This window comes from Streptomyces sp. NPDC055239 (assembly GCF_053606205.1).
Genome location: NZ_JBSGRD010000010.1, coordinates 22,034 through 39,860 on the forward strand (window position 1 = coordinate 22,034; position 17,827 = coordinate 39,860).

16 protein-coding genes and 1 tRNA gene are annotated in these 17,827 nt (G+C 69.0%); 5 read left to right on the forward strand and 12 right to left on the reverse strand.

What is annotated here, in order from left to right; all coding sequences use genetic code 11:
- Positions 1-13: 13 nt before the first annotated feature.
- Entirely contained in the window at positions 14-769 is a 756-nt protein-coding gene (locus ACWFRJ_RS28370) for a class E sortase (protein ID WP_453536788.1), read from the forward strand.
- Between the two features lie 109 nt (positions 770-878).
- Here ACWFRJ_RS28370 and pknB read toward each other — a convergent pair whose 3' ends face one another.
- The 6 genes from pknB to ACWFRJ_RS28400 all read right to left on the reverse strand — a co-directional run bounded on the left by pknB (position 879) and on the right by ACWFRJ_RS28400 (position 9,070).
- Positions 879-2,870, reverse strand: coding sequence for a Stk1 family PASTA domain-containing Ser/Thr kinase (pknB, locus tag ACWFRJ_RS28375; RefSeq protein WP_453536791.1), 1,992 nt, complete (start codon positions 2,868-2,870; stop codon positions 879-881).
- Positions 2,871-3,038: 168 nt separating this feature from the next.
- The gene (locus ACWFRJ_RS28380) at positions 3,039-4,493 is read right to left on the reverse strand and encodes a peptidoglycan D,D-transpeptidase FtsI family protein (RefSeq protein ID WP_453536794.1); all 1,455 of its coding nucleotides are present in this window, start codon (positions 4,491-4,493) and stop codon (positions 3,039-3,041) included.
- A complete protein-coding gene (locus ACWFRJ_RS28385; protein ID WP_453536797.1) occupies positions 4,490-5,914 on the reverse strand; it encodes an FtsW/RodA/SpoVE family cell cycle protein in 1,425 nt (474 codons plus the stop codon). Before ACWFRJ_RS28385 ends, ACWFRJ_RS28380 begins: the two co-directional genes overlap by 4 nt.
- A 26-nt stretch (positions 5,915-5,940) precedes the next feature.
- Complete coding sequence (locus ACWFRJ_RS28390; protein ID WP_453536800.1) at positions 5,941-7,500, reverse strand: Stp1/IreP family PP2C-type Ser/Thr phosphatase; 1,560 nt, start codon at positions 7,498-7,500, stop codon at positions 5,941-5,943.
- A gap of 120 nt (positions 7,501-7,620) precedes the next feature.
- On the reverse strand, positions 7,621-8,148 hold the full coding sequence (locus tag ACWFRJ_RS28395; protein WP_389902531.1) for an FHA domain-containing protein FhaB/FipA: 528 nt from the start codon (positions 8,146-8,148) through the stop codon (positions 7,621-7,623).
- Between the two features lie 10 nt (positions 8,149-8,158).
- A complete protein-coding gene (locus ACWFRJ_RS28400; RefSeq protein WP_453536805.1) occupies positions 8,159-9,070 on the reverse strand; it encodes an FhaA domain-containing protein in 912 nt (303 codons plus the stop codon).
- 377 nt (positions 9,071-9,447) lie between these two features.
- Between ACWFRJ_RS28400 and ACWFRJ_RS28405 the strand changes: the two genes are divergently transcribed.
- From ACWFRJ_RS28405 to ACWFRJ_RS28420, 4 genes are all read left to right on the forward strand, one after another.
- Positions 9,448-9,534, forward strand: a tRNA-Leu gene (locus ACWFRJ_RS28405).
- Positions 9,535-9,802: 268 nt separating this feature from the next.
- On the forward strand, positions 9,803-11,281 hold the full coding sequence (locus tag ACWFRJ_RS28410) for a DUF2252 domain-containing protein (protein ID WP_453536808.1): 1,479 nt from the start codon (positions 9,803-9,805) through the stop codon (positions 11,279-11,281).
- Positions 11,282-11,440: 159 nt separating this feature from the next.
- Positions 11,441-12,319 carry a J domain-containing protein gene (locus tag ACWFRJ_RS28415; protein ID WP_453536810.1) on the forward strand — a complete coding sequence of 293 codons (879 nt, stop codon included), beginning with the start codon at positions 11,441-11,443 and terminating at the stop codon, positions 12,317-12,319.
- Between the two features lie 90 nt (positions 12,320-12,409).
- Positions 12,410-12,739, forward strand: coding sequence for a rhodanese-like domain-containing protein (locus ACWFRJ_RS28420; RefSeq protein ID WP_453537640.1), 330 nt, complete (start codon positions 12,410-12,412; stop codon positions 12,737-12,739).
- Positions 12,740-12,764: 25 nt separating this feature from the next.
- Here the strand turns inward: ACWFRJ_RS28420 and ACWFRJ_RS28425 are convergent, their stop codons facing one another.
- The 6 genes from ACWFRJ_RS28425 to paaA form a co-directional block, all read right to left on the reverse strand.
- Positions 12,765-13,898, reverse strand: a complete 1,134-nt coding sequence (locus ACWFRJ_RS28425) for an acyl-CoA dehydrogenase family protein (RefSeq protein ID WP_453536813.1) — start codon at positions 13,896-13,898, stop codon at positions 12,765-12,767.
- A 166-nt stretch (positions 13,899-14,064) separates the two neighbouring features.
- A complete protein-coding gene (locus tag ACWFRJ_RS28430; protein ID WP_453536816.1) occupies positions 14,065-15,156 on the reverse strand; it encodes a 2Fe-2S iron-sulfur cluster-binding protein in 1,092 nt (363 codons plus the stop codon).
- On the reverse strand, positions 15,156-15,647 hold the full coding sequence (gene paaD / locus ACWFRJ_RS28435) for a 1,2-phenylacetyl-CoA epoxidase subunit PaaD (protein ID WP_453536819.1): 492 nt from the start codon (positions 15,645-15,647) through the stop codon (positions 15,156-15,158). The genes ACWFRJ_RS28430 and paaD overlap by 1 nt, the downstream gene beginning before the upstream one ends.
- The gene (paaC, locus tag ACWFRJ_RS28440) at positions 15,641-16,390 is read right to left on the reverse strand and encodes a 1,2-phenylacetyl-CoA epoxidase subunit PaaC (protein WP_453536822.1); all 750 of its coding nucleotides are present in this window, start codon (positions 16,388-16,390) and stop codon (positions 15,641-15,643) included. Before paaC ends, paaD begins: the two co-directional genes overlap by 7 nt.
- Positions 16,387-16,677 carry a 1,2-phenylacetyl-CoA epoxidase subunit PaaB gene (gene paaB / locus ACWFRJ_RS28445; protein WP_453536825.1) on the reverse strand — a complete coding sequence of 97 codons (291 nt, stop codon included), beginning with the start codon at positions 16,675-16,677 and terminating at the stop codon, positions 16,387-16,389. Before paaB ends, paaC begins: the two co-directional genes overlap by 4 nt.
- A complete protein-coding gene (gene paaA, locus ACWFRJ_RS28450) occupies positions 16,674-17,672 on the reverse strand; it encodes a 1,2-phenylacetyl-CoA epoxidase subunit PaaA (protein ID WP_453536828.1) in 999 nt (332 codons plus the stop codon). The genes paaB and paaA overlap by 4 nt, the downstream gene beginning before the upstream one ends.
- Between the last annotated feature and the right edge of the window lie 155 nt (positions 17,673-17,827).

A 17,827-nucleotide genomic window follows, 5' to 3' on the forward strand; every position in this document is an offset into this window, starting at 1 on the left:
CGGGGCAGATCCAGTGGCAGCGACGACCGACCACGCCGACCACGCCGACCACGACGAGGAGCAGGCCGAGACGCCCGCACCCGCGCGGACACCACGGCCGCGGGGCCGCGGTCCCATCGCCACGGCGGTCAGCGTCTTCGGTGAACTCCTCATCACCGCGGGCCTGGTGCTCGGTCTCTTCGTCGCCTACTCCCTGTGGTGGACCAACGTCGTCGCGGACCGCGAGGCGCACCAGCAGGGCGACAAGGTGCGCGATCGCTGGGCGGGCGGCCCGGGGAACCTGAACACCAAGGACGGCATCGGCTTCCTCCATGTCCCCGCGATGGGCGGCGGCGAGGTCCTGGTCAGCAAAGGCACCAGCAGCAAGGTGCTCAACCACGGTGTCGCGGGCTACTACGAGGACCCGATCAAGTCGGCCCTTCCCGAGGACAAGGAAGGCAACTTCACGCTGGCCGCGCACCGCGACGGCCACGGCGCGAAGTTCCACAAGATCGACAAGATCAAGAAGGGCGACGCGATCGTCTTCGAGTCCCGGGACAAGTGGTACGTGTACAAGGTGTACTCGACCCTGCCCGAGACGTCGAAGTACAACGTGAACGTCCTGAACCCGGTCCCGAAGGAATCCGGCGCGAAGAAGCCGGGCCGCTACATCACCCTGACGACGTGCACGCCGGTCTACACGTCCAACTACCGCTACGTGGTGTGGGGCGAGCTGGAGCGGGTCGAGAAGGTCGACAACAAGCGGACGCCGCCGGCCGAGCTGGAGTGAGTCCGGCATCGGCACCACACACGGGAAGAGCCCCGGACACCGCCTGCTCGGCGGTCTCCGGGGCTCTTCCCGTGTGCTGCAGTAAGTACTGCGGCGGGGTCAGGCGGGGTCAGTCCTTGTTGTGGCGGGAGAAGCCCGCGTTGCCTCCGAGGAAGCCGCCTCCGTCGTTCCCGCCGCCGTTGTCGCCCTGGTTGCCGCCCGCCGTGGTCAGGTTGACCCCGGAGCCGGGATCGACCTCTTCGTTGGCGGAGGGCTGGGAGAGGACCACAAGGGCGTCGTCGTCCTGCGGGCCCGTGATGGTGCCGACCGTCAGACCGGCGTCCTCGATGGCCTTGCGGGCGTCCTTGAGCTTCTGGCCGGTGAGAGTGGGCACGGTGGCCTTCTCGGCGGCCTTGGCGACCTTCAGCGTGACCGTGGAGTTCGGGTCGGCCTCGGTCTGCGGGGCGAGGCTCTGCGAGAACACCTTGCCGGGATCGACGTCCGCGTTCTCTTCTTCCTCGCACGTACCGACGAGGTCGTTGCTCTTCAGCTGGGCCTTGGCCTCTTCGCAGGTCTTGCCGCTGACGTCGGGGACCACGGACTTGGCGGCCTTCTTGGCCACGTCAAGGGTGATCTTGCTGCCCTTTTGCACCTCAGTGCCAGATGTCGGGTCCTGTTCGAGAACATCACCGGGGGTTTCGGGCGACTCCACCTGGTTGGGCTCGACCTTGAACTGGTACTTGGGGCTCTCGAGCTTTTCGGTGGCCTTTTCGATGTTCAGGCCGATGACGCTCGGTACCGCGACCTTCGGCGCCCCCGTGGAGACCGTCACGTTGATCGTGTCGCCCTTTTTGACCGTGGCGTTCGCGCCCGGGTCCTGGGCGCAGATCTCGCCCTTCGGGTACTTCTCGCACGGCTTGTGCTCGGAGTCGTCGAGTACGAGGTCCACGTTCTTGGCCGACTGCTTGGCGTCGGCGAGCTTCTCGCCGACGAAGTTCGGTGCCTTGATCGAATCGTTGCCACCGCCGCCGGTGAACGCCCACTTCCCGATCAGGATCGCGCCCACCAGGACAAGGAGACCCGCGAGCACCAGCAGGATCGTGGAGGTATTGCTCTTCTTCGGGCGACGGCGTGAATGGTCGTCGTAGCCGTCGTCCGGGCCGACCGGCGGCATCATCGATGTCTGGCCGCCGCCGTTCTGCGGGCGCAGCATCGCCGTCTGCTGGTCGTCCGGGTGGCCGCCGTAGCCGACCGCGCCCATGGCTGCGGTGGCCTGGACGGGCTGGCCGTCGAGGCAGGCCTCGATGTCGGCGCGCATGTCGTCGGCCGACTGGTAGCGGTAGTCCGGGTCCTTGGTGAGGGCCTTCAGGACGATGGCGTCCATCTCCGGCGTGATCTCGCCGTCGAAGACGCTGGGGGACTGGGGCTCTTCCCGTACGTGCTGGTAGGCGACCGCGACCGGTGAGTCGCCCACGAACGGCGGGCGGACGGTCAGGAGCTCGTAGAGCAGGCAGCCCGTGGAGTAGAGGTCGCTTCGCGCGTCCACCTGCTCGCCCTTGGCCTGCTCCGGCGAGAGGTACTGCGCGGTGCCGATGACCGCCGCCGTCTGCGTCATCGTCATCCCGGAGTCGCCCATCGCGCGGGCGATGCCGAAGTCCATGACCTTGACCTGGCCGTTGCGCGTCAGCATGACGTTCGCGGGCTTGATGTCGCGGTGGACGATGCCGTTGCGGTGCGAGTACTCCAGGGCCTGGAGGATGCCGATGGTCATCTCCATGGCGCGCTCGGGCAGCAGCTTGCGCCCGGAGTGCAGCAGCTCTCGCAGGGTGGACCCGTCGACGTACTCCATCACGATGTACGGGATCGAGACCCCGTCCACGTAGTCCTCGCCGGTGTCGTAGACCGCGACGATCGCAGGATGGTTGAGCGAGGCGGCCGACTGGGCCTCACGGCGGAACCGGGCCTGGAACGACGGGTCACGCGCGAGGTCGACCCGCAGCGTCTTCACCGCCACGGTGCGTCCGAGGCGGGTGTCGTGCGCGAGGTAAACCTCCGCCATCCCGCCTCGGCCGAGCACCTGGCCCAGCTCGTACCGCCCGCCGAGGCGACGCGGCTCTTCCATAGCTATTCCAGCCCTCTCCGTCAGTCCCGACCGCACCCTTGTGTGGTCCGGCGGTGTGCTGTCCGGGCATACCGTACCCGGCTCGCCTTACGTGACCCGGCCGCCACCGTCACCCGATACAGGACCGGTATCGCAACGTGCACTGATGTGGAGGAGTCGTGACGGGGGTCACTTCTTGCTGTCGAGGACCGCCTGCATCACGTCCTTGGCGATGGGGGCGGCCAGACCACCACCGGAGATGTCGTCGCGGCCGGCCTTGCTGTCCTCGACGACCACGGCGACGGCCACCGGCGAACCGGAGTCGGTCTTGGCGTAGCTGATGAACCAGGCGTAGGGGTTCTCGCTGTTGTCGACGCCGTGCTGAGCCGTACCGGTCTTGCCGCCGACGGTGACGCCCGGGATCTTGGCGTTCTTGCCGGTGCCTTCGTTGATGACCGTCTGCATCATGTCCTGGAGCTTCTGCGCGTTCTCCTCGGAGAGCGGCTGGCTCATCTCCTTGGGCGAGTGCTTCTCGATCACGTCGAGGTTCGGCGCCTGCAGCTCGCTGACCATGTACGGCTCCATCAGCTTGCCGTCGTTGGCGATGGCCGAGGCGACCATGGCCATCTGCAGCGGCGTCGCGGCCGTCTCGAACTGGCCGATGGAGGAGAGCGCGGTCTGCGGCCTGTCCATCTTCTTGGGGAAGACGGAGGCGTTCGAGCGGACCGGCACGAACTGCTGCTCGTTGAAGCCGAACTTCTCGGCCGTCTCGAGCATCTTGTCCTTGCCGAGGTCCGAGCCGATCTTGCCGAAGACGGTGTTGCAGGACACCCGCAGCGCCTCACGCAGCGAGGCGTTCTTGCAGGGGATGTTGCCCTCGTTCGGCAGCGGGGTCTGGGTGTCGGGCATCGTCCACGGCAGCGGGGACTTGGTGGGCGCGTCGATGTCGCTGTACAGGTCGTGCTCCAGGGCCGCCGCGGCGGTGACCGCCTTGAAGGTGGAGCCCGGCGGGTACGTCTCGCGCAGCGCGCGGTTCAGCATCGGCTGGTCTTTGTTCTTGTCCAGCTTCTGGAAGGCGGCCCCGTCCGTTCCGGCGAAGCTGGAGGGGTCGTACGAAGGAGCGGAGGCGAGGGCCAGGATCGCGCCCGTGGAGGGGTCGAGCGCGGCGACCGCGCCCTTGCCGAGGCCCTTCAGACCCTTGTACGCGGCCTTCTGCGCGTCCGAGTTGAGCGTCGTGACGACGTTGCCGCCCTCTTTCTTCTCACCGGTCAGCAGGTCGAGGCTGCGGCGGAAGAAGAGCCGGTCGTCGTTGCCGGTCAGGATGCCGTCCTCGATGGACTCCAGCTGCGTCGCGCCGACGCTCTGCGAGGCGAAGCCGGTGACCGGGGACCACATGGGGCCCTCTTTGTACGTCCGCTTGTACTTGAGGTCGCTGCCGCCGGTCTCCTTGGAGCCGGTGACCGGCTTGCCGTCCACGATGATGTCGCCGCGTGGCGTGGCATACCGCTCGATGGTGACGCGGGGGTTCTTCTCGTCCTTCGCGAGGGTGTCGGCCTGGACGTACTGGAGCCAGTTGTCCCGGGCGAGCAGGGCGAGGATGAGGAGCCCGCAGAAGATCGCGATCCGGCGCAGGGGCTTGTTCACGGTCGGACCACCTGGGTCATCTCGGCGTCGGGATTCGGAGCGGGGGCGGGCGCGGGGCGGCGGGCCGTGTCGCTGATGCGGATCAGGATGCCGATCAGCGCCCAGTTGGCGATCACCGATGAACCGCCGTACGCGAGGAACGGCATGGTCATACCCGTCAGCGGGATGAGCCCCATGACGCCGCCCGCGACCACGAAGACCTGGATGGCGAAGGCGCCGGACAGGCCGATCGCGAGGAGCTTGCCGAACGGGTCGCGCGCGGCGAGGGCCGTGCGCACACCGCGCTCCACGATCAGCCCGTAGATGAGCATGATCGCCATGATTCCGGCGAGGCCGAGCTCCTCGCCGAAGGTGGCGAGGATGAAGTCCGAGTTGGCGGCGAACTTGATCAGGTCGGAATTGCCCTGGCCGAGGCCGGTGCCGAGGGTGCCGCCGGATCCGAAGGCCCACAGGGCCTGCATGGCCTGCTCGGAGTGCCCGATCACGCCCTGCTGGCTCAGCTCGAACTCGTGCAGGGGGTCGAGCCACGCGGCGACGCGCTGCTTGACGTGCGGTTCGAAGGAGGCGACGCCGACCGCGCCGACCGCGGACATCAGCATGCCGAACACGATCCAGCTGGTGCGCTCCGTGGCCACGTACAGCATCACGACGAACATGCCGAAGAACAGCAGCGACGTACCGAGGTCGGTCTCGAAGACCAGGATCAGGATCGAGATGATCCAGACGACGACGATCGGGCCCAGGTCACGGCCACGCGGCAGGTACAGGCCCATGAAGCGGCGGCTGGCAAGGGCCAGGGCGTCGCGCTTCACCATCAGGTAGCCCGCGAAGAAGATCGCGATGACGATCTTCGCGAACTCGCCGGGCTGGATGGAGAATCCGCCGACGCGGATCCAGATCTTGGCGCCGAACACGTTCATGCCGAGCCCGGGAACCAGGGGCAACAGCAGCAGAACCAGGGAGCCGACCATCGAGATGTACGTATAGCGCTGCAGGACGCGGTGGTCCTTGAGCAGGAGCAGTACGCCGACGAACAGGGCGATGCCGATCGCGGAGTACATGAGCTGGTTCGGCGCGGCCGGGCTGAAGTTGGCGAGGTTCTGCAGCCGCTCCGACTGGTCGAGCCGCCAGATGACGACCAGACCGAGGCCGTTCAGGAGCGTGGCCAGGGGCAACAGCAGCGGATCGGCGTACGGCGCGAACTTGCGCACCACGATGTGGGACACGGACGCGAGCAGCCCGAGACCACAGCCGTAACCGAGCATGCCGGTCGGCATCTTGCCGTCGATCGCGAGACCTACGTTGATGTAGGCGAACAGCGGGATGACGACGGCGAACGCGAGGAGCGCGAGCTCGGTGTTGCGCCTGCTCGGCGCCCCGATCGCGCCGATGGTCGACGTGTGTGTAGTGCTACTGCTCATGGCGTGCAGAGGCCCCCAACGGCTGCTTACTGCTTACCGCACAGCGGGACCAGCTTCTCCTCGTCCTGGGAGAGGCTGGGGCCGGGTGTGGGAGTCGGTGCGGTCTTGGACTTGTTCTTGTCGGTCGTGCTGTTCTTGTCGTTCTTGTCGTTCGTGCCCGACGACGGGGCGTTCGGATCGGTCGGATCGTCGGTGGGGGCCTTGGCGGACAGACCGGTGGTGCCGCCCGCCTCGCCCTCGCCGGGCTTGGCGTTCTCACGCTCGGCCTCGCGGCGCTTGGCGTCCTTCTCACAGGCCGAGGCCTGCAGGCCGAGCTCCTCGATCTTGCTCTTGGCGTCGTCGAGGTTGCCCTCTTCGATGCTCGCCTCGACCTGCTTGCGCTGGTACGGCGGCAGGTACTTGAGTTCGATCTTCGGGTAGTTCTCCTCGACCTTCGACAGGCTGACCCACGCCAGATCCTGGTCGATGCCGCGGTACAGGGCGACGTTCTTCTCGTTCGTGCCTACGAAGTACTGGGTCTGGGTCCAGCGGTAGCCGCCGTACAGGCCGCCGCCGATGACCGCCAGGGCGAGCACGGTGTAGAGCGATCTCTTGAGCCACTTGCGGCCGCCGCCGGGCTTCACGAAGTCCTCGTCGCTGTACGCGCCGAAGCTCCCCTCGGGAACGTACCCGGCCGTGTCGCCGCTCCCGGGCGGCCCGAAGCCGCCTCCTGAGGGCTGCGGAGGCACCGGACGGCCAAGACCCGACGCGCGCCCCGCGGGGGTCTGCATGGCGCCGTCGTCCTGCGACTGGAGCTGGTTCTCGGCGACCGCGCCGACGACCACGGGGGTGTCGGAGAGCTGTCCCGCGAGAGTGTCGCCGCTGTCGATGTCCAGGACATCGGCGACGATCACCGTGATGTTGTCGGGTCCACCGCCGCGCAGCGCGAGCTGGATGAGCTCCTGCACGGTCTCCTGCGGGCCTTGGTAGCTCGCGAGGGTGTCTTCCATCGTCTGGTGCGAGACGACGCCGGAGAGACCGTCCGAGCAGATCAAATAGCGGTCGCCGGAACGGACTTCACGGATGGAGAGGTCCGGTTCGACGTGCTCGCCACTGCCCAGCGCGCGCATCAGCAAAGAGCGCTGCGGGTGGGTGGTGGCTTCTTCCTCGGTGATCCGGCCCTCGTCGACGAGGCGCTGCACCCAGGTGTGGTCCTGGGTGATCTGCGTGAGGACGCCGTCCCTAAGGAGGTAGGCACGTGAGTCGCCCACATGGACGAGGCCCAGACGCTGGCCCGTCCACAGGAGGGCGGTCAGGGTCGTCCCCATGCCCTCGAGCTGGGGGTCCTCCTCGACCATCAGGCGCAGTTGGTCGTTGGCCCGCTGCACGGCGGTGCCGAGCGACGTGAGGATGTCCGATCCCGGCACGTCGTCGTCGAGGGTGACGAGCGTCGAGATCACCTCGGAGCTCGCCACCTCACCCGCGGCTTGGCCCCCCATGCCGTCGGCGATCGCGAGGAGACGTGGACCGGCGTAACCGGAGTCCTCGTTCCCCTCCCGGATCATGCCTTTGTGCGATCCGGCGGCGAAGCGCAAAGACAGACTCATGCGCACCTCGCCCGTCGGCTCCGGGTACATCCGCACGGTGCCCACCCTCCGGTCGGGAGCGCGCTGGCGTCCAGTGTGTGGACCGCGTCGGCTCGCTCGCTCCGCTCGCTCATTGTCGTACTACTTCCGCAGCTCGATGACGGTCTTGCCGATGCGGATCGGCGCGCCCAGCGGAACGGGCGTCGGGGTGGTGAGTCGGGTCCGGTCCAGATACGTGCCGTTGGTGGACCCGAGATCCTCGACGATCCACTGGCCGTCACGGTCCGGGTAGATCCTGGCATGCCTGCTCGACGCGTAGTCGTCGTCGAGCACGATCGTCGAATCGTGTGCCCGGCCCAGCGAGATCGTCTGACCCTGCAGGGCGACCGTCGTGCCCGCGAGGATCCCTTCGGATACGACCAGCTTGCTGGGGGCGCCACGGCGCTGCCGTCCGCCCCCCTGCTGCTGGCGCTGGGGAGGTGGCGTTGCCGCCTGCTGTTGTTGCTGGCGTGCGGCCTGCTGCGGTCGCGCGTTCTCACGGCGCGAGCCGCGCTGTGTGACACGTGTTCCAAACAGGTCGCTACGGATGACCTGGACGGCCACGATCACGAACAGCCACAGAACGGCTAGGAAACCCAGCCGCATGACCGTCAGGGTCAGCTCTGACATTGCCCCCGCTTCACCCTTCGGCTTGCCGATAAACGATGGTGGTTTGGCCCACGACGATCCGCGAGCCGTCGCGGAGCGTAGCGCGGGTGGTGTGCTGCCCGTCTACCACGATGCCGTTGGTAGACCCGAGATCCTGGATCGTCGAGGGCGTTCCGGTCCGGATCTCACAGTGCCGGCGCGATACGCCGGGGTCGTCGATCCGCACATCGGCGTCGGTGCTGCGACCCAGCACCAGCGTCGGGCGGGAGATCTGATGGCGGTTGCCGTTGATCTCGATCCAGCGCCGCACCTGCGCACCCGGAAGAGGCCCGGCGCCGGGTCCCTGGGGGCGGCTCGGTGCCGGTGAGGCCCCGCCGGGACGGCCGCCCGGGGGCGGCGCGGCGGGCATGGGGGGAGGCGCGCTGGAGGGCTGAGGGGGCTGTGGGTAGCCGTAGCCGCCGCCTGCGCCGCCCGCGGGGGGCCTGGCGGGGCTGTGGCCGGCGCTCGTGGCGCCCGGGCCCGAGGGGCCCGTGGAGCCGCCGGGGGCGCTCTCCGGGCTCTGCGAGGTGCTGGACGCGAGCGTGCGGCTGCGCACCCGGTACAGACCCGTGTCGAGGTCCTCGGCCTTCTCCAGGTGGACCTTGATGGGGCCCATGAAGCTGTACCGCTGCTGCTTGGCGTACTCGCGCACCATTCCGGAGAGTTCGTCGCCGAGCTGTCCCGAGTACGGGCTCAGACGTTCGAAGTCGGGCGCGCTGAGTTCCACGATGAAGTCATTGGGGACGACGGTCCGCTCGCGGTTCCAGATCGTCGCGTTGTTGTCGCACTCGCGCTGAAGGGCGCCGGCGATCTCGACGGGCTGGACCTCGGACTTGAACACCTTGGCGAAGGTGCCGTTGACGAGACCTTCGAGTCGCTGTTCGAACTTCTTCATGACTCCCATGGGGCACCTCCTCCGTCGTAGTCATCCTGGTACTGCTTACTGATCGTATCCACGCAGCGGGAAATCGGCTGGTTCCCCCTGTCTGCCCAGTCGATGAGTGTCGCCTCTCACAACTCCTCCGACAGCTCCTCTGACAGGGATCGTAGAGGGGGCCTCAAACCAGTGTCCCGCACCCGGCTGTGCAGCTTCGCCGAGTACGGCGGAAGTCGGTCGGTCGGGCCCGGATCTCGGCGGATCACCTGGGCAGGTGCCCCCGAATACGGATGTGAATCCACCCTCGCCAGCGTGCTAATCTTCTGGATGTCGGAAGGCGCTCGCACCGAACAGTGTTCGCAACAAGCGGCACGGAGCGGTGAGAAGCCCAAGACAACACCCATGCGCGGGTGGCGGAATAGGCAGACGCGCTGGATTCAGGTTCCAGTGCCCGAAAGGGCGTGGGGGTTCAACTCCCCCCTCGCGCACCATGTGGAGCGGGTCTCCATCAGGACGAAAGTCCTGGTGGGGGCCCGCTTCTCGTTGTGCTGGGGCACTTGTTCCAGAGGTGCTCCGGCTTGGTGATGTATGTCACGAGCGGCTGGTCGGCGTGTCGAGTTGTCCACAGGCCGTGGGTTGTCCACAGGCTCTGACGACGATGGGCGCCCGGCGGTACCTTCATGCCAGGTGAGGCCCAGCAGGTGAGGCCCAGGAAGGGCCGCCTGTGACGGTGTGACGGTCTGGACGGTGGGGGTGGTCATGGCGGGGATCAACGGTGCGCGGCTGCCGTACGTGAAGGGGTTCGCGGAGTGGGCCTCGCAGGAGTCGGCGGATTCGGCGGGTCCGGCGGGTTCGGGTGACCCGGCGGGTTCGGGGGTTTCCGGGGTTTCGCCGAAGCGGGCGGGCAAGGCGCTGCGTGAGCAGGTCAGCCGCGCCTCGCACGAGTGGTTCGCCGAGGACGAAGGACGGCCCGATCCGGTCGAAGCAGTGGAAGAGGCCAACCGCAGCAGGCTCCCCGAGCTCACGCCGATCCGGATGGGCAGGATGGCCGCTTCACCCTTCGCCTTCCTGCGCGGTTCCGCCGGTCTGATGGCGTACGACCTCGCGCGGACCCCGGTGACGGGGATAGGTGCCCAGATATGCGGCGACGCGCACGCGGGGAACTTCGGCCTGTACGCGGACGCGCGGGGCGGCCTGATCATCGATCTGAACGACTTCGACGAGACGGGGCACGGGCCCTGGGAGTGGGACGTGAAGCGGCTCGCGGCATCCCTCGTGCTCGCGGGGCGCGAGGCGGGGGCCGGCGAGGACGTCTGCCGGGAAGCGGCGTTCGCCGCGGTGGGGTCCTACCGCCGCACGATGCGGCTGCTCGCGAAGCTTCCTGCGCTCGACGCGTGGAACGCCATCGCGGACGAGGAGTTGGTCTCGCACACGGACGCCCGGGACCTGCTCGGCACCCTGGAGAGCGTCTCCGAGAAGGCCCGGCACAACACGAGCGCCCGGTTCGCCGCCAAATCGACCGAGCGCGTCGAGGGCGAAGGCGGACGCGCGGGGCGTCGGCGCTTCGTCGACGCACCGCCGGTGCTGCGGCGGATACCGGACGCGGAGGTGGAGGAGGTCGCCTCCGCGCTCGGCGAGTACGTGGGCACGCTGTCCGAGGACCGGCTGCCGCTGCTCGCGCGGTACGCGATCCAGGACGTGGCCTTCCGCGTCGTGGGCACGGGCAGCGTGGGCCTGAGGTCGTACGTCGTGCTGCTGCTCGACCACCGGGGCGAGCCGCTGGTGCTCCAGGTCAAGGAGGCGCGGCCCTCCGTGCTGCTTCCGCATCTGCCCACGGCGGGCTTCGCGGTGCCGGAGGTCGCGCACGAGGGGCACCGGGTGGTGCTCGGGCAGAAGCGGATGCAGGTGGTCAGCGACTTCCTGCTGGGGTGGACGACGGTGGCCGGGCGGGCCTTCCAGGTACGGCAGTTCAGGAACCGCAAGGGCAGCGTGGACCCGGCGGCGCTCGCCGCCGACCAGATCGACGACTACGGCCGGATGACCGGGGCTCTGCTGGCCCGCGCGCACGCGCACAGCGCCGATCCGCGGCTCATCGCCGGGTACGTCGGGAAGAACGACGAGCTGGACACGGCGGTGGCGGCGTTCGCGGTGACGTACGCGAACCGGACGGAGGCGGACCACGGGGAGCTGGTGCGTGCGGTCAAGGAGGGGCGGGTGGCTGCGGAGGCGGGGGTGTGAGGTGGGGGTGTGAGGTGGAGGTGTGAGGCGGGGAGGGCGAGGGGGGGAGGGGGAGGGAGGGCCCCCACCGGAGGTGTGCGGAGCGGGTCTGCCGGGGGGACCTGGCGGCGCGGACCGCCACTCGTCCGGGGCCGTGTCACGGTGGCCTACGCTGGACGGGTGACGACCCCGGAAACCGAGCCGACGCAGCCCCAGACGCCTGATCCCGATCCCGTGACCGCTGGTCGCGAGGCCCCTGACGGGGCGGCGGGGCAGGGCGGCGCCGCGCGGCCGGAGGACCGTCTCGAGAAGGCGGTCCGGGTGGCCGAGCAGGCGCTGATCGAGTACGAGATCGCCGTCGAGACGTTCCGGGTCGAGGTGGAGAACTTCTCCCGGCTCCACCACCAGAAGCTCGGCCCGATGTACGCGCGCCTGGACGAGCTGGACGCGGAGATCGCCGAGGCCCTCGCGGCCCGGAGCGGTGACCCGGAGGACCGGCGCAAGGCGGACGAGGCGCGGGCGCGGGTCATGCCGATGCCGGGAGTCGAGGAGCTGTTCCACGGCTGGATGGACGGCGAGGGTCTCTATCCGGAGGCCGCCGCGATGCTGACCGATCAGTCGGTGCGGCCGCCGCAGCGGGTGCGGCCGAGCGACGAGGCCCGCAAGCTCTACCGCGAGCTCGTCCGCAAGTCCCACCCCGACCTGGCCCAGGAGGACCAGGAGCGCGCACGCCGCGACGAGTTCATCACGCGGGTGAACGCCGCGTACGCCCGTGGGGACGAGGCCTTGCTGCGGGAGCTGTCCGAGGAGTGGGCCGCCGGTCCCGTGGCCGAGCAGCAGTGGCCGAGCAAGAGCGAAGAGCTCTACGCACGCCTGGAGTGGCTCGCCCAGCGCAAGGAGCTGCTCACCGTGATCGCCCGGGAGCTGGAGGAGGGTGCGATCGGCGCGATGCTGCGGATGGCGCCGGACGATCCGGACCAGCTTCTCGAGGAGATCGCCGAGCAGTTGCTCGCGCAGGTCACCGAGCGCGAGGGCGAGCTTGCGCGGCTGACCTCTTAGCCGACCTCATTGACGTCGTTGACCTCGTCGGCCTCTTGGTCGGTCTGCCGGGCCGTCGGGTAGCGTCAGGGCATGGCTTTCGGATCTCACGTGCCCACGGTCGGCGTCGGCGACCTCACCGGCGGCGACTTTCTGCTTGACGTCCGCGAGGACGAGGAATGGCAGGCGGGTCACGCCGAGGGTGCGTTGCACATCCCGATGAGCGAGTTCGTCTCCCGCTACGGCGAGTTGACCGAGGCCGCCCCGCAGGACGGCAAGGTCAATGTCATCTGCCGGGTCGGTGGACGCTCGGCGCAGGTCGCCACGTACCTCCTCCAGCAGGGTATCGACGCGGTGAACGTCGACGGCGGCATGCAGAGCTGGCAGGCGGCGGGGCGCCCCGTCATCGACGACAAGGGTCAGCCGGGCACCGTGATCTAGATACCTGGGGATACCCGGGGCCGCCTCAGCCGAGGGGGTGGGCGGCGAGCAGGTCGCCCAGTGCCTCCTCGTGCGCCGCGGCCGGGCCGAGGGACAGCTCCAGCTGCTTGGCCCACGCGTGATAGCGGTGCAGGGGATAGTCGGTGTCGGAACCGAAGCCGCCGTGCAGGTGCTGTGCCGTCTGCACGACCCTGCGTACGCCGTCCGACGCCCAGATCTTGGCGACGGCCACGTCTCCCGTGGCGGGCAGCGCGCCGCTCGCGCCCGAGCTGATGCGCCAGGCGGCCTGCCAGAGGGTGACCTCCATCGCGCGCAGGTCGATGTAACGGTCGGCTGCCTGAACTGCCACGGCCTGGAAGGTGGCGACAGGGAAGCCGAACTGCTCGCGCTTGCTGGTGTATTCGCTGGTCATGCTCAGCACGCCCTCGCCGAGACCGAGCGCGAGCGCGCAGGTCCCGGTGGCGAGCAGATCGCGCAGCCAGTCCCAGGCCCCGTCGGCCTCGATGACGTCACTGCCGCCGATCCGTACGGCATCCAGACTGAGCTCGCCGAGGCGCTCACCGTTCGTGGACACCTGCTCGGCGAGGGTGAGGCCTTCGTGTACGCGGGGGATCAGGGCGAGGACGGTCCGGCCGGCGGAGGTGTGGGCGGGCACCACGGTGAAGTCGGCGTTCTGTGCCCAGGGCACGGCTGTCTGCGTGCCGTCGAGCAGCCAGCTGTCGCCGTCCTGCCGTGCGGTGACGGACAGTTCGGCGGGGCCGTGTCCGCTGCGGCCGTTCGCCGCGACGGTCAGGACGAGCTCTCCGCGTGCGGCCCCGGGCAGGATCCGCTGCTTCAGTTCCTCGCCGCCGTAGCTCTGCACGGCATACGCCGCCGCGCCGCTCTCCAGGAGCGGAACCCGGGCGAGCCTCTTCGCCGACTCGCGCAGCACCAGACAGAGGGCGATGGCGTCCAGGCCCGCACCGCCGTGCTCGGGGTCGATGAGCAGGCTCAGCAGGTCGGCTCCGGCGAGCTTGGCCCACAGCGCACGGTCGAAGTCCTCGGCGACGGCGCCCGGCACGAGGGCCGGGCTCGGCACGCCGTCGGGTGCGACGGACGCGAAGAGCGCCTTCGCCGCCTCGACGGCCGCCTGCTGTTCCTCGGTGAAGGTGAAGTCCACTGCTTGTCCTCCCGTGCACCGGCCCGACGGCTCTGTGTCTGTACTAGCCCGTACGTCCGCCGTTTCTGACGGGTCGTCAAGATAGAACAGGTTCTACGGGAAGGGAACAGCGAAGGGAGCAGTGAACGGAACGGCGAAGGGAGCAGTTACGGCAGCAGTGCGGGTCTCAGCGGTCGAAGTCCAACTCCACGGTGTCCGTGGCCGGATGGGACTGGCACGCGAGCACATACCCCGCCTCCGTCTCCTCCGGCTCCAGTGCGAAGTTGCGGTTCATCCGCACCTCGCCCGAGACCCGGAAGGCCCGGCAGGTTCCGCACACCCCGCCCTTGCACGCGTACGGCGCGTCCGCGCGGTTGCGAAGGACGGTGTCCAGCAAGGACTCCCCTTCCTGGACCGGCCAGGTGCCCGAGCGCCCGTCGAGTGTCACCGTCACGGTGCTGTGCGCGGGGGCGGCCGCTATGGCGGCGGTCGACTGCGAGGTGAGCGCCGACGAGGTGAGGCCGTCGTCCACGTGGAATATCTCCTCGTGGATGCGCTGACGTGTCACGCCCAGGCGGCGCAGTGTCTTCTCCGCTCCCTGCACCAGACCGAACGGACCGCACAGGAACCAGCCCGCGACATCCTCGACGGGCAGGAGCGCGGGCAGCAGCTTGCCGAGCCTCTCCTCGTCGAGCCGTCCGGAGTCGAGCCCCGACTGCTGCTCCTCCCGGGAGAGCACCGTGACCAGCTGGAACCGGTCCGGCCAGCGGTCCTTGAGGTCGGCGACCTCCTCCAGGAACATCGTCGACGCGGTCGTGCGGTCGCTGCGGATGAGGCAGAACGTGGCGCTCGGTTCGCGCTCCAGGAGCGTCGTGACGATGGAGAGCACCGGCGTGATCCCACTGCCACCGACCACCGCCGCATAGCGCCCGGGCGCCGGATCCAGCGTGAAGCGTCCGCCCGGGGTCATCACCTCCAGCTCATCGCCGACGGCGACTTCCTTCAGGGCGTACGTCGAGAAGGCGCCGCCTTCGACGAAGCGCACGCCGACCCGCAGGGTCCGCGGCTCTGACGGCCGTTCGGGGTGGGGCGCGGGGGCGCAGATCGAGTACGTACGCCGGATCTCGGTGCCGTCGAGGAAACGGCGGACGGCCAGGTGCTGCCCCGGTGCGTACACATACTGCTCGCGCAGTGCGGGCGGCACATCGAAGGTCAGCGTCACGGAGTCGTCGGTGAGCCGCTCGACCGCCGCAACCCGGAGCTGGTGGAAGCGTGCCATCACAACTCCTTGAAGTGGTCGAACGGTTCACGGCAGGCGACGCAGCGGCGCAGGGCCTTGCAGGCCGTCGACGAGAAGCGGCTGAGCAGTTCGGTGTCGGTCGATCCGCAGTGCGGGCAGCGGACCGAGAGGGTGAGCGGTATCGGCTCACCGGTGCTGTGCGGGCGCGGTGGCGCGATGCCGAACTCGGCCAGTTTGCGGCGGCCCTCGGCACTGATGTCGTCCGTCGACCAGGCGGGAGAGAGCACGGTGTGCACGGAGATCTCCGCCATGCCGCGCTCGCGCAGCACCTGCTCGATGTCGGCGGTCATGGCCTCTATGGCCGGGCAGCCGGTGTACGTGGGGGTCAGCTCGACGTCGACCTTGCCGATGCCGCGGACGTGCACGCCGCGCAGGACCCCGAGCTCGGCGAGCGTGATGACCGGCAGCTCCGGGTCGGGCACGGAGCCCGCGAGGGCCAGGAGCTCCTCTTCCAGGGCGGTGGTCACCATGACGCCCCCGGGTGGCTGCGGTGCAGGTGCTGCATCTCGGCGATCATCCGCCCGAAGGATTCGGTGTGCAGTCCCTGGCGGCCCGCGCCGGCGGCCCAGGCGCCTTCCTGTGGACCGGTGGGCACGGTCAGGGTCGCCTTCTCGATGACGGCGGTCACTGAGGCCGTCCAGCTCTCGCGCAGCGCCGGCCAGTCGACACCTTGCGCGCCGTGCGCGCCGTCGAGGCCCTCCACCGGCTGGAACATCTCCCCGGTGAACCTCCAGAGCGCGTCAAGACCGCTCTGCATCCGCTCATGGCTCTCCGCCGTCCCGTCACCGAGCCGCAGCGTCCACTGCTCCGCGTGGTCCTGGTGATAGGCGACTTCCTTGACCGCCTTCGCCGCCAGCGGGGCGAATGTGCTGTCCTTGCTCGCCAGCTGGCCGTACAGCAGGGTCTGGTAGGTGGAGAAGTAGAGCTGGCGGGCGATGGTGTGGGCGAAGTCGCCGTTCGGCTGCTCGACCAGCTGGAGGTTGCGGAAGGCGCGCTCCTCGCGCAGATAGGCCAGTTCGTCCTCGTCCCCCGCCAGGGAGAGCAGGACGCGTGCCTGGCCGAGCAGGTCGAGGGCGATGTTCGCGAGGGCGACCTCTTCTTCGAGGACGGGTGCGTGGCCCGCCCACTCCCCAAGGCGGTGCGAGAGCACCAGCGCGTCATCGCCCAGGGCGAGGGCGGTGGCGGTGGCCGTGGGGGTCAGTGGCGTGGTCACAGGTGCTTCACCCCGTCCGGGATGTCGTAGAAGGTCGGGTGGCGGTAGGGCTTGTCGCCCGCCGGTTCGAAGAAGGAGTCCTTCTCGTCGGGCGAGGAGGCGGTGATCTGCGTGGACGGCACGACCCAGACCGAGACGCCTTCGCTTCTGCGGGTGTACAGATCGCGGGCGTTGCGCAGGGCCATCTCCGCGTCCGGTGCGTGCAGGCTGCCCGCGTGGGTGTGGGAGAGCCCGCGGCGGGAGCGCACGAACACCTCCCACAGCGGCCATTCGGTCGAGCTGCTCATGCCTTCGCCTCCCCGTGCTTGGCGGCGAACGCCGCCGCTGCCTCGCGCACCCACGCGCCTTCTTCGTGCGCGTTCCTGCGCTGGGTGATCCGCTGGTCGTTGCAGGGGCCGTTGCCCTTGAGGACCGCCCAGAACTCCGTCCAGTCGATCGGGCCGAAGTCGTGCTGTCCCCGCTCCTCGTTCCATACGAGGTCCGGGTCGGGGAGGGTGAGTCCGAGCGACTCGGCCTGGGGGACGCAGATGTCCACGAAGCGCTGGCGCAGCTCGTCGTTCGAGTGGCGCTTGATCTTCCAGGTCATCGACTGCTCCGAGTGCGACGACTCGTCGTCGGGCGGGCCGAACATCATCAGGGACGGCCACCACCAGCGGTCCACCGCGTCCTGCGCCATCGCGTGCTGGGCCTCGGTGCCCCGGCTGAGGGCGAGCAGCGATTCATACCCCTGGCGCTGGTGGAACGACTCCTCCTTGCAGACGCGGACCATCGCGCGGGCATAGGGTCCGTACGAACAGCGGCACAGCGGGACCTGGTTCGTGATCGCGGCGCCGTCCACCAGCCAGCCGATCGCGCCGACGTCCGCCCAGGTCAGTGTCGGGTAGTTGAAGATCGACGAGTACTTCTGGCGGCCCGAGTGCAGCTTGTCGAGCAGCTCGTCGCGGCTGGTGCCGAGAGTCTCGGCGGCGCTGTACAGATACAGACCGTGGCCGGCCTCGTCCTGCACCTTGGCCATCAGGATGGCCTTGCGCCGCAGGGACGGTGCGCGCGTGATCCAGTTGGCTTCCGGCTGCATGCCGATGATCTCGGAGTGGGCGTGCTGCGCTATCTGCCTGACCAGCGAGGCGCGATAGGCGTCGGGCATCCAGTCGCGCGGTTCGATGCGCTCGTCGGCCGCGACCGCGGCGTCGAAAGCGGATTCGTGCGCCGCTGTGCGTGCGGCGTCGGCCGCTGCCCGGTCCTGCTCGGACCGGGCCGTCTGATGCTCGGCTGCTGTCGCCATCGCGGTCCCCCTCGACCTTTAGCCACCGACCGACCGATCGTTCGGTTCGTGGAATTCAATGGTGCGGCTCAGCGCCATAAGGTGTCAACCCTGTGGATAACTTCACGGACGCTGTGCCTGGCGCGCAGGCATGAGTACCGTTCCGGTGCGAAGCG

What these genes read in the sequence shown, in the direction of transcription:
- ACWFRJ_RS28430 (WP_453536816.1), bottom strand. Translation starts at nt 15,156, where the DNA reads ATGGCACGCTTCCACCAGCTCCGGGTTGCGGCGGTCGAGCGGCTCACC.
- pknB (WP_453536791.1), bottom strand. Translation starts at nt 2,870, where the DNA reads ATGGAAGAGCCGCGTCGCCTCGGCGGGCGGTACGAGCTGGGCCAGGTG.
- ACWFRJ_RS28395 (WP_389902531.1), bottom strand. Translation starts at nt 8,148, where the DNA reads ATGTCAGAGCTGACCCTGACGGTCATGCGGCTGGGTTTCCTAGCCGTT.
- paaD (WP_453536819.1), bottom strand. Translation starts at nt 15,647, where the DNA reads ATGGTGACCACCGCCCTGGAAGAGGAGCTCCTGGCCCTCGCGGGCTCC.
- ACWFRJ_RS28410 (WP_453536808.1), top strand. Translation starts at nt 9,803, where the DNA reads ATGGCGGGGATCAACGGTGCGCGGCTGCCGTACGTGAAGGGGTTCGCG.
- ACWFRJ_RS28385 (WP_453536797.1), bottom strand. Translation starts at nt 5,914, where the DNA reads ATGAGCAGTAGCACTACACACACGTCGACCATCGGCGCGATCGGGGCG.
- paaA (WP_453536828.1), bottom strand. Translation starts at nt 17,672, where the DNA reads ATGGCGACAGCAGCCGAGCATCAGACGGCCCGGTCCGAGCAGGACCGG.
- paaB (WP_453536825.1), bottom strand. Translation starts at nt 16,677, where the DNA reads ATGAGCAGCTCGACCGAATGGCCGCTGTGGGAGGTGTTCGTGCGCTCC.
- ACWFRJ_RS28390 (WP_453536800.1), bottom strand. Translation starts at nt 7,500, where the DNA reads ATGAGTCTGTCTTTGCGCTTCGCCGCCGGATCGCACAAAGGCATGATC.
- ACWFRJ_RS28400 (WP_453536805.1), bottom strand. Translation starts at nt 9,070, where the DNA reads ATGGGAGTCATGAAGAAGTTCGAACAGCGACTCGAAGGTCTCGTCAAC.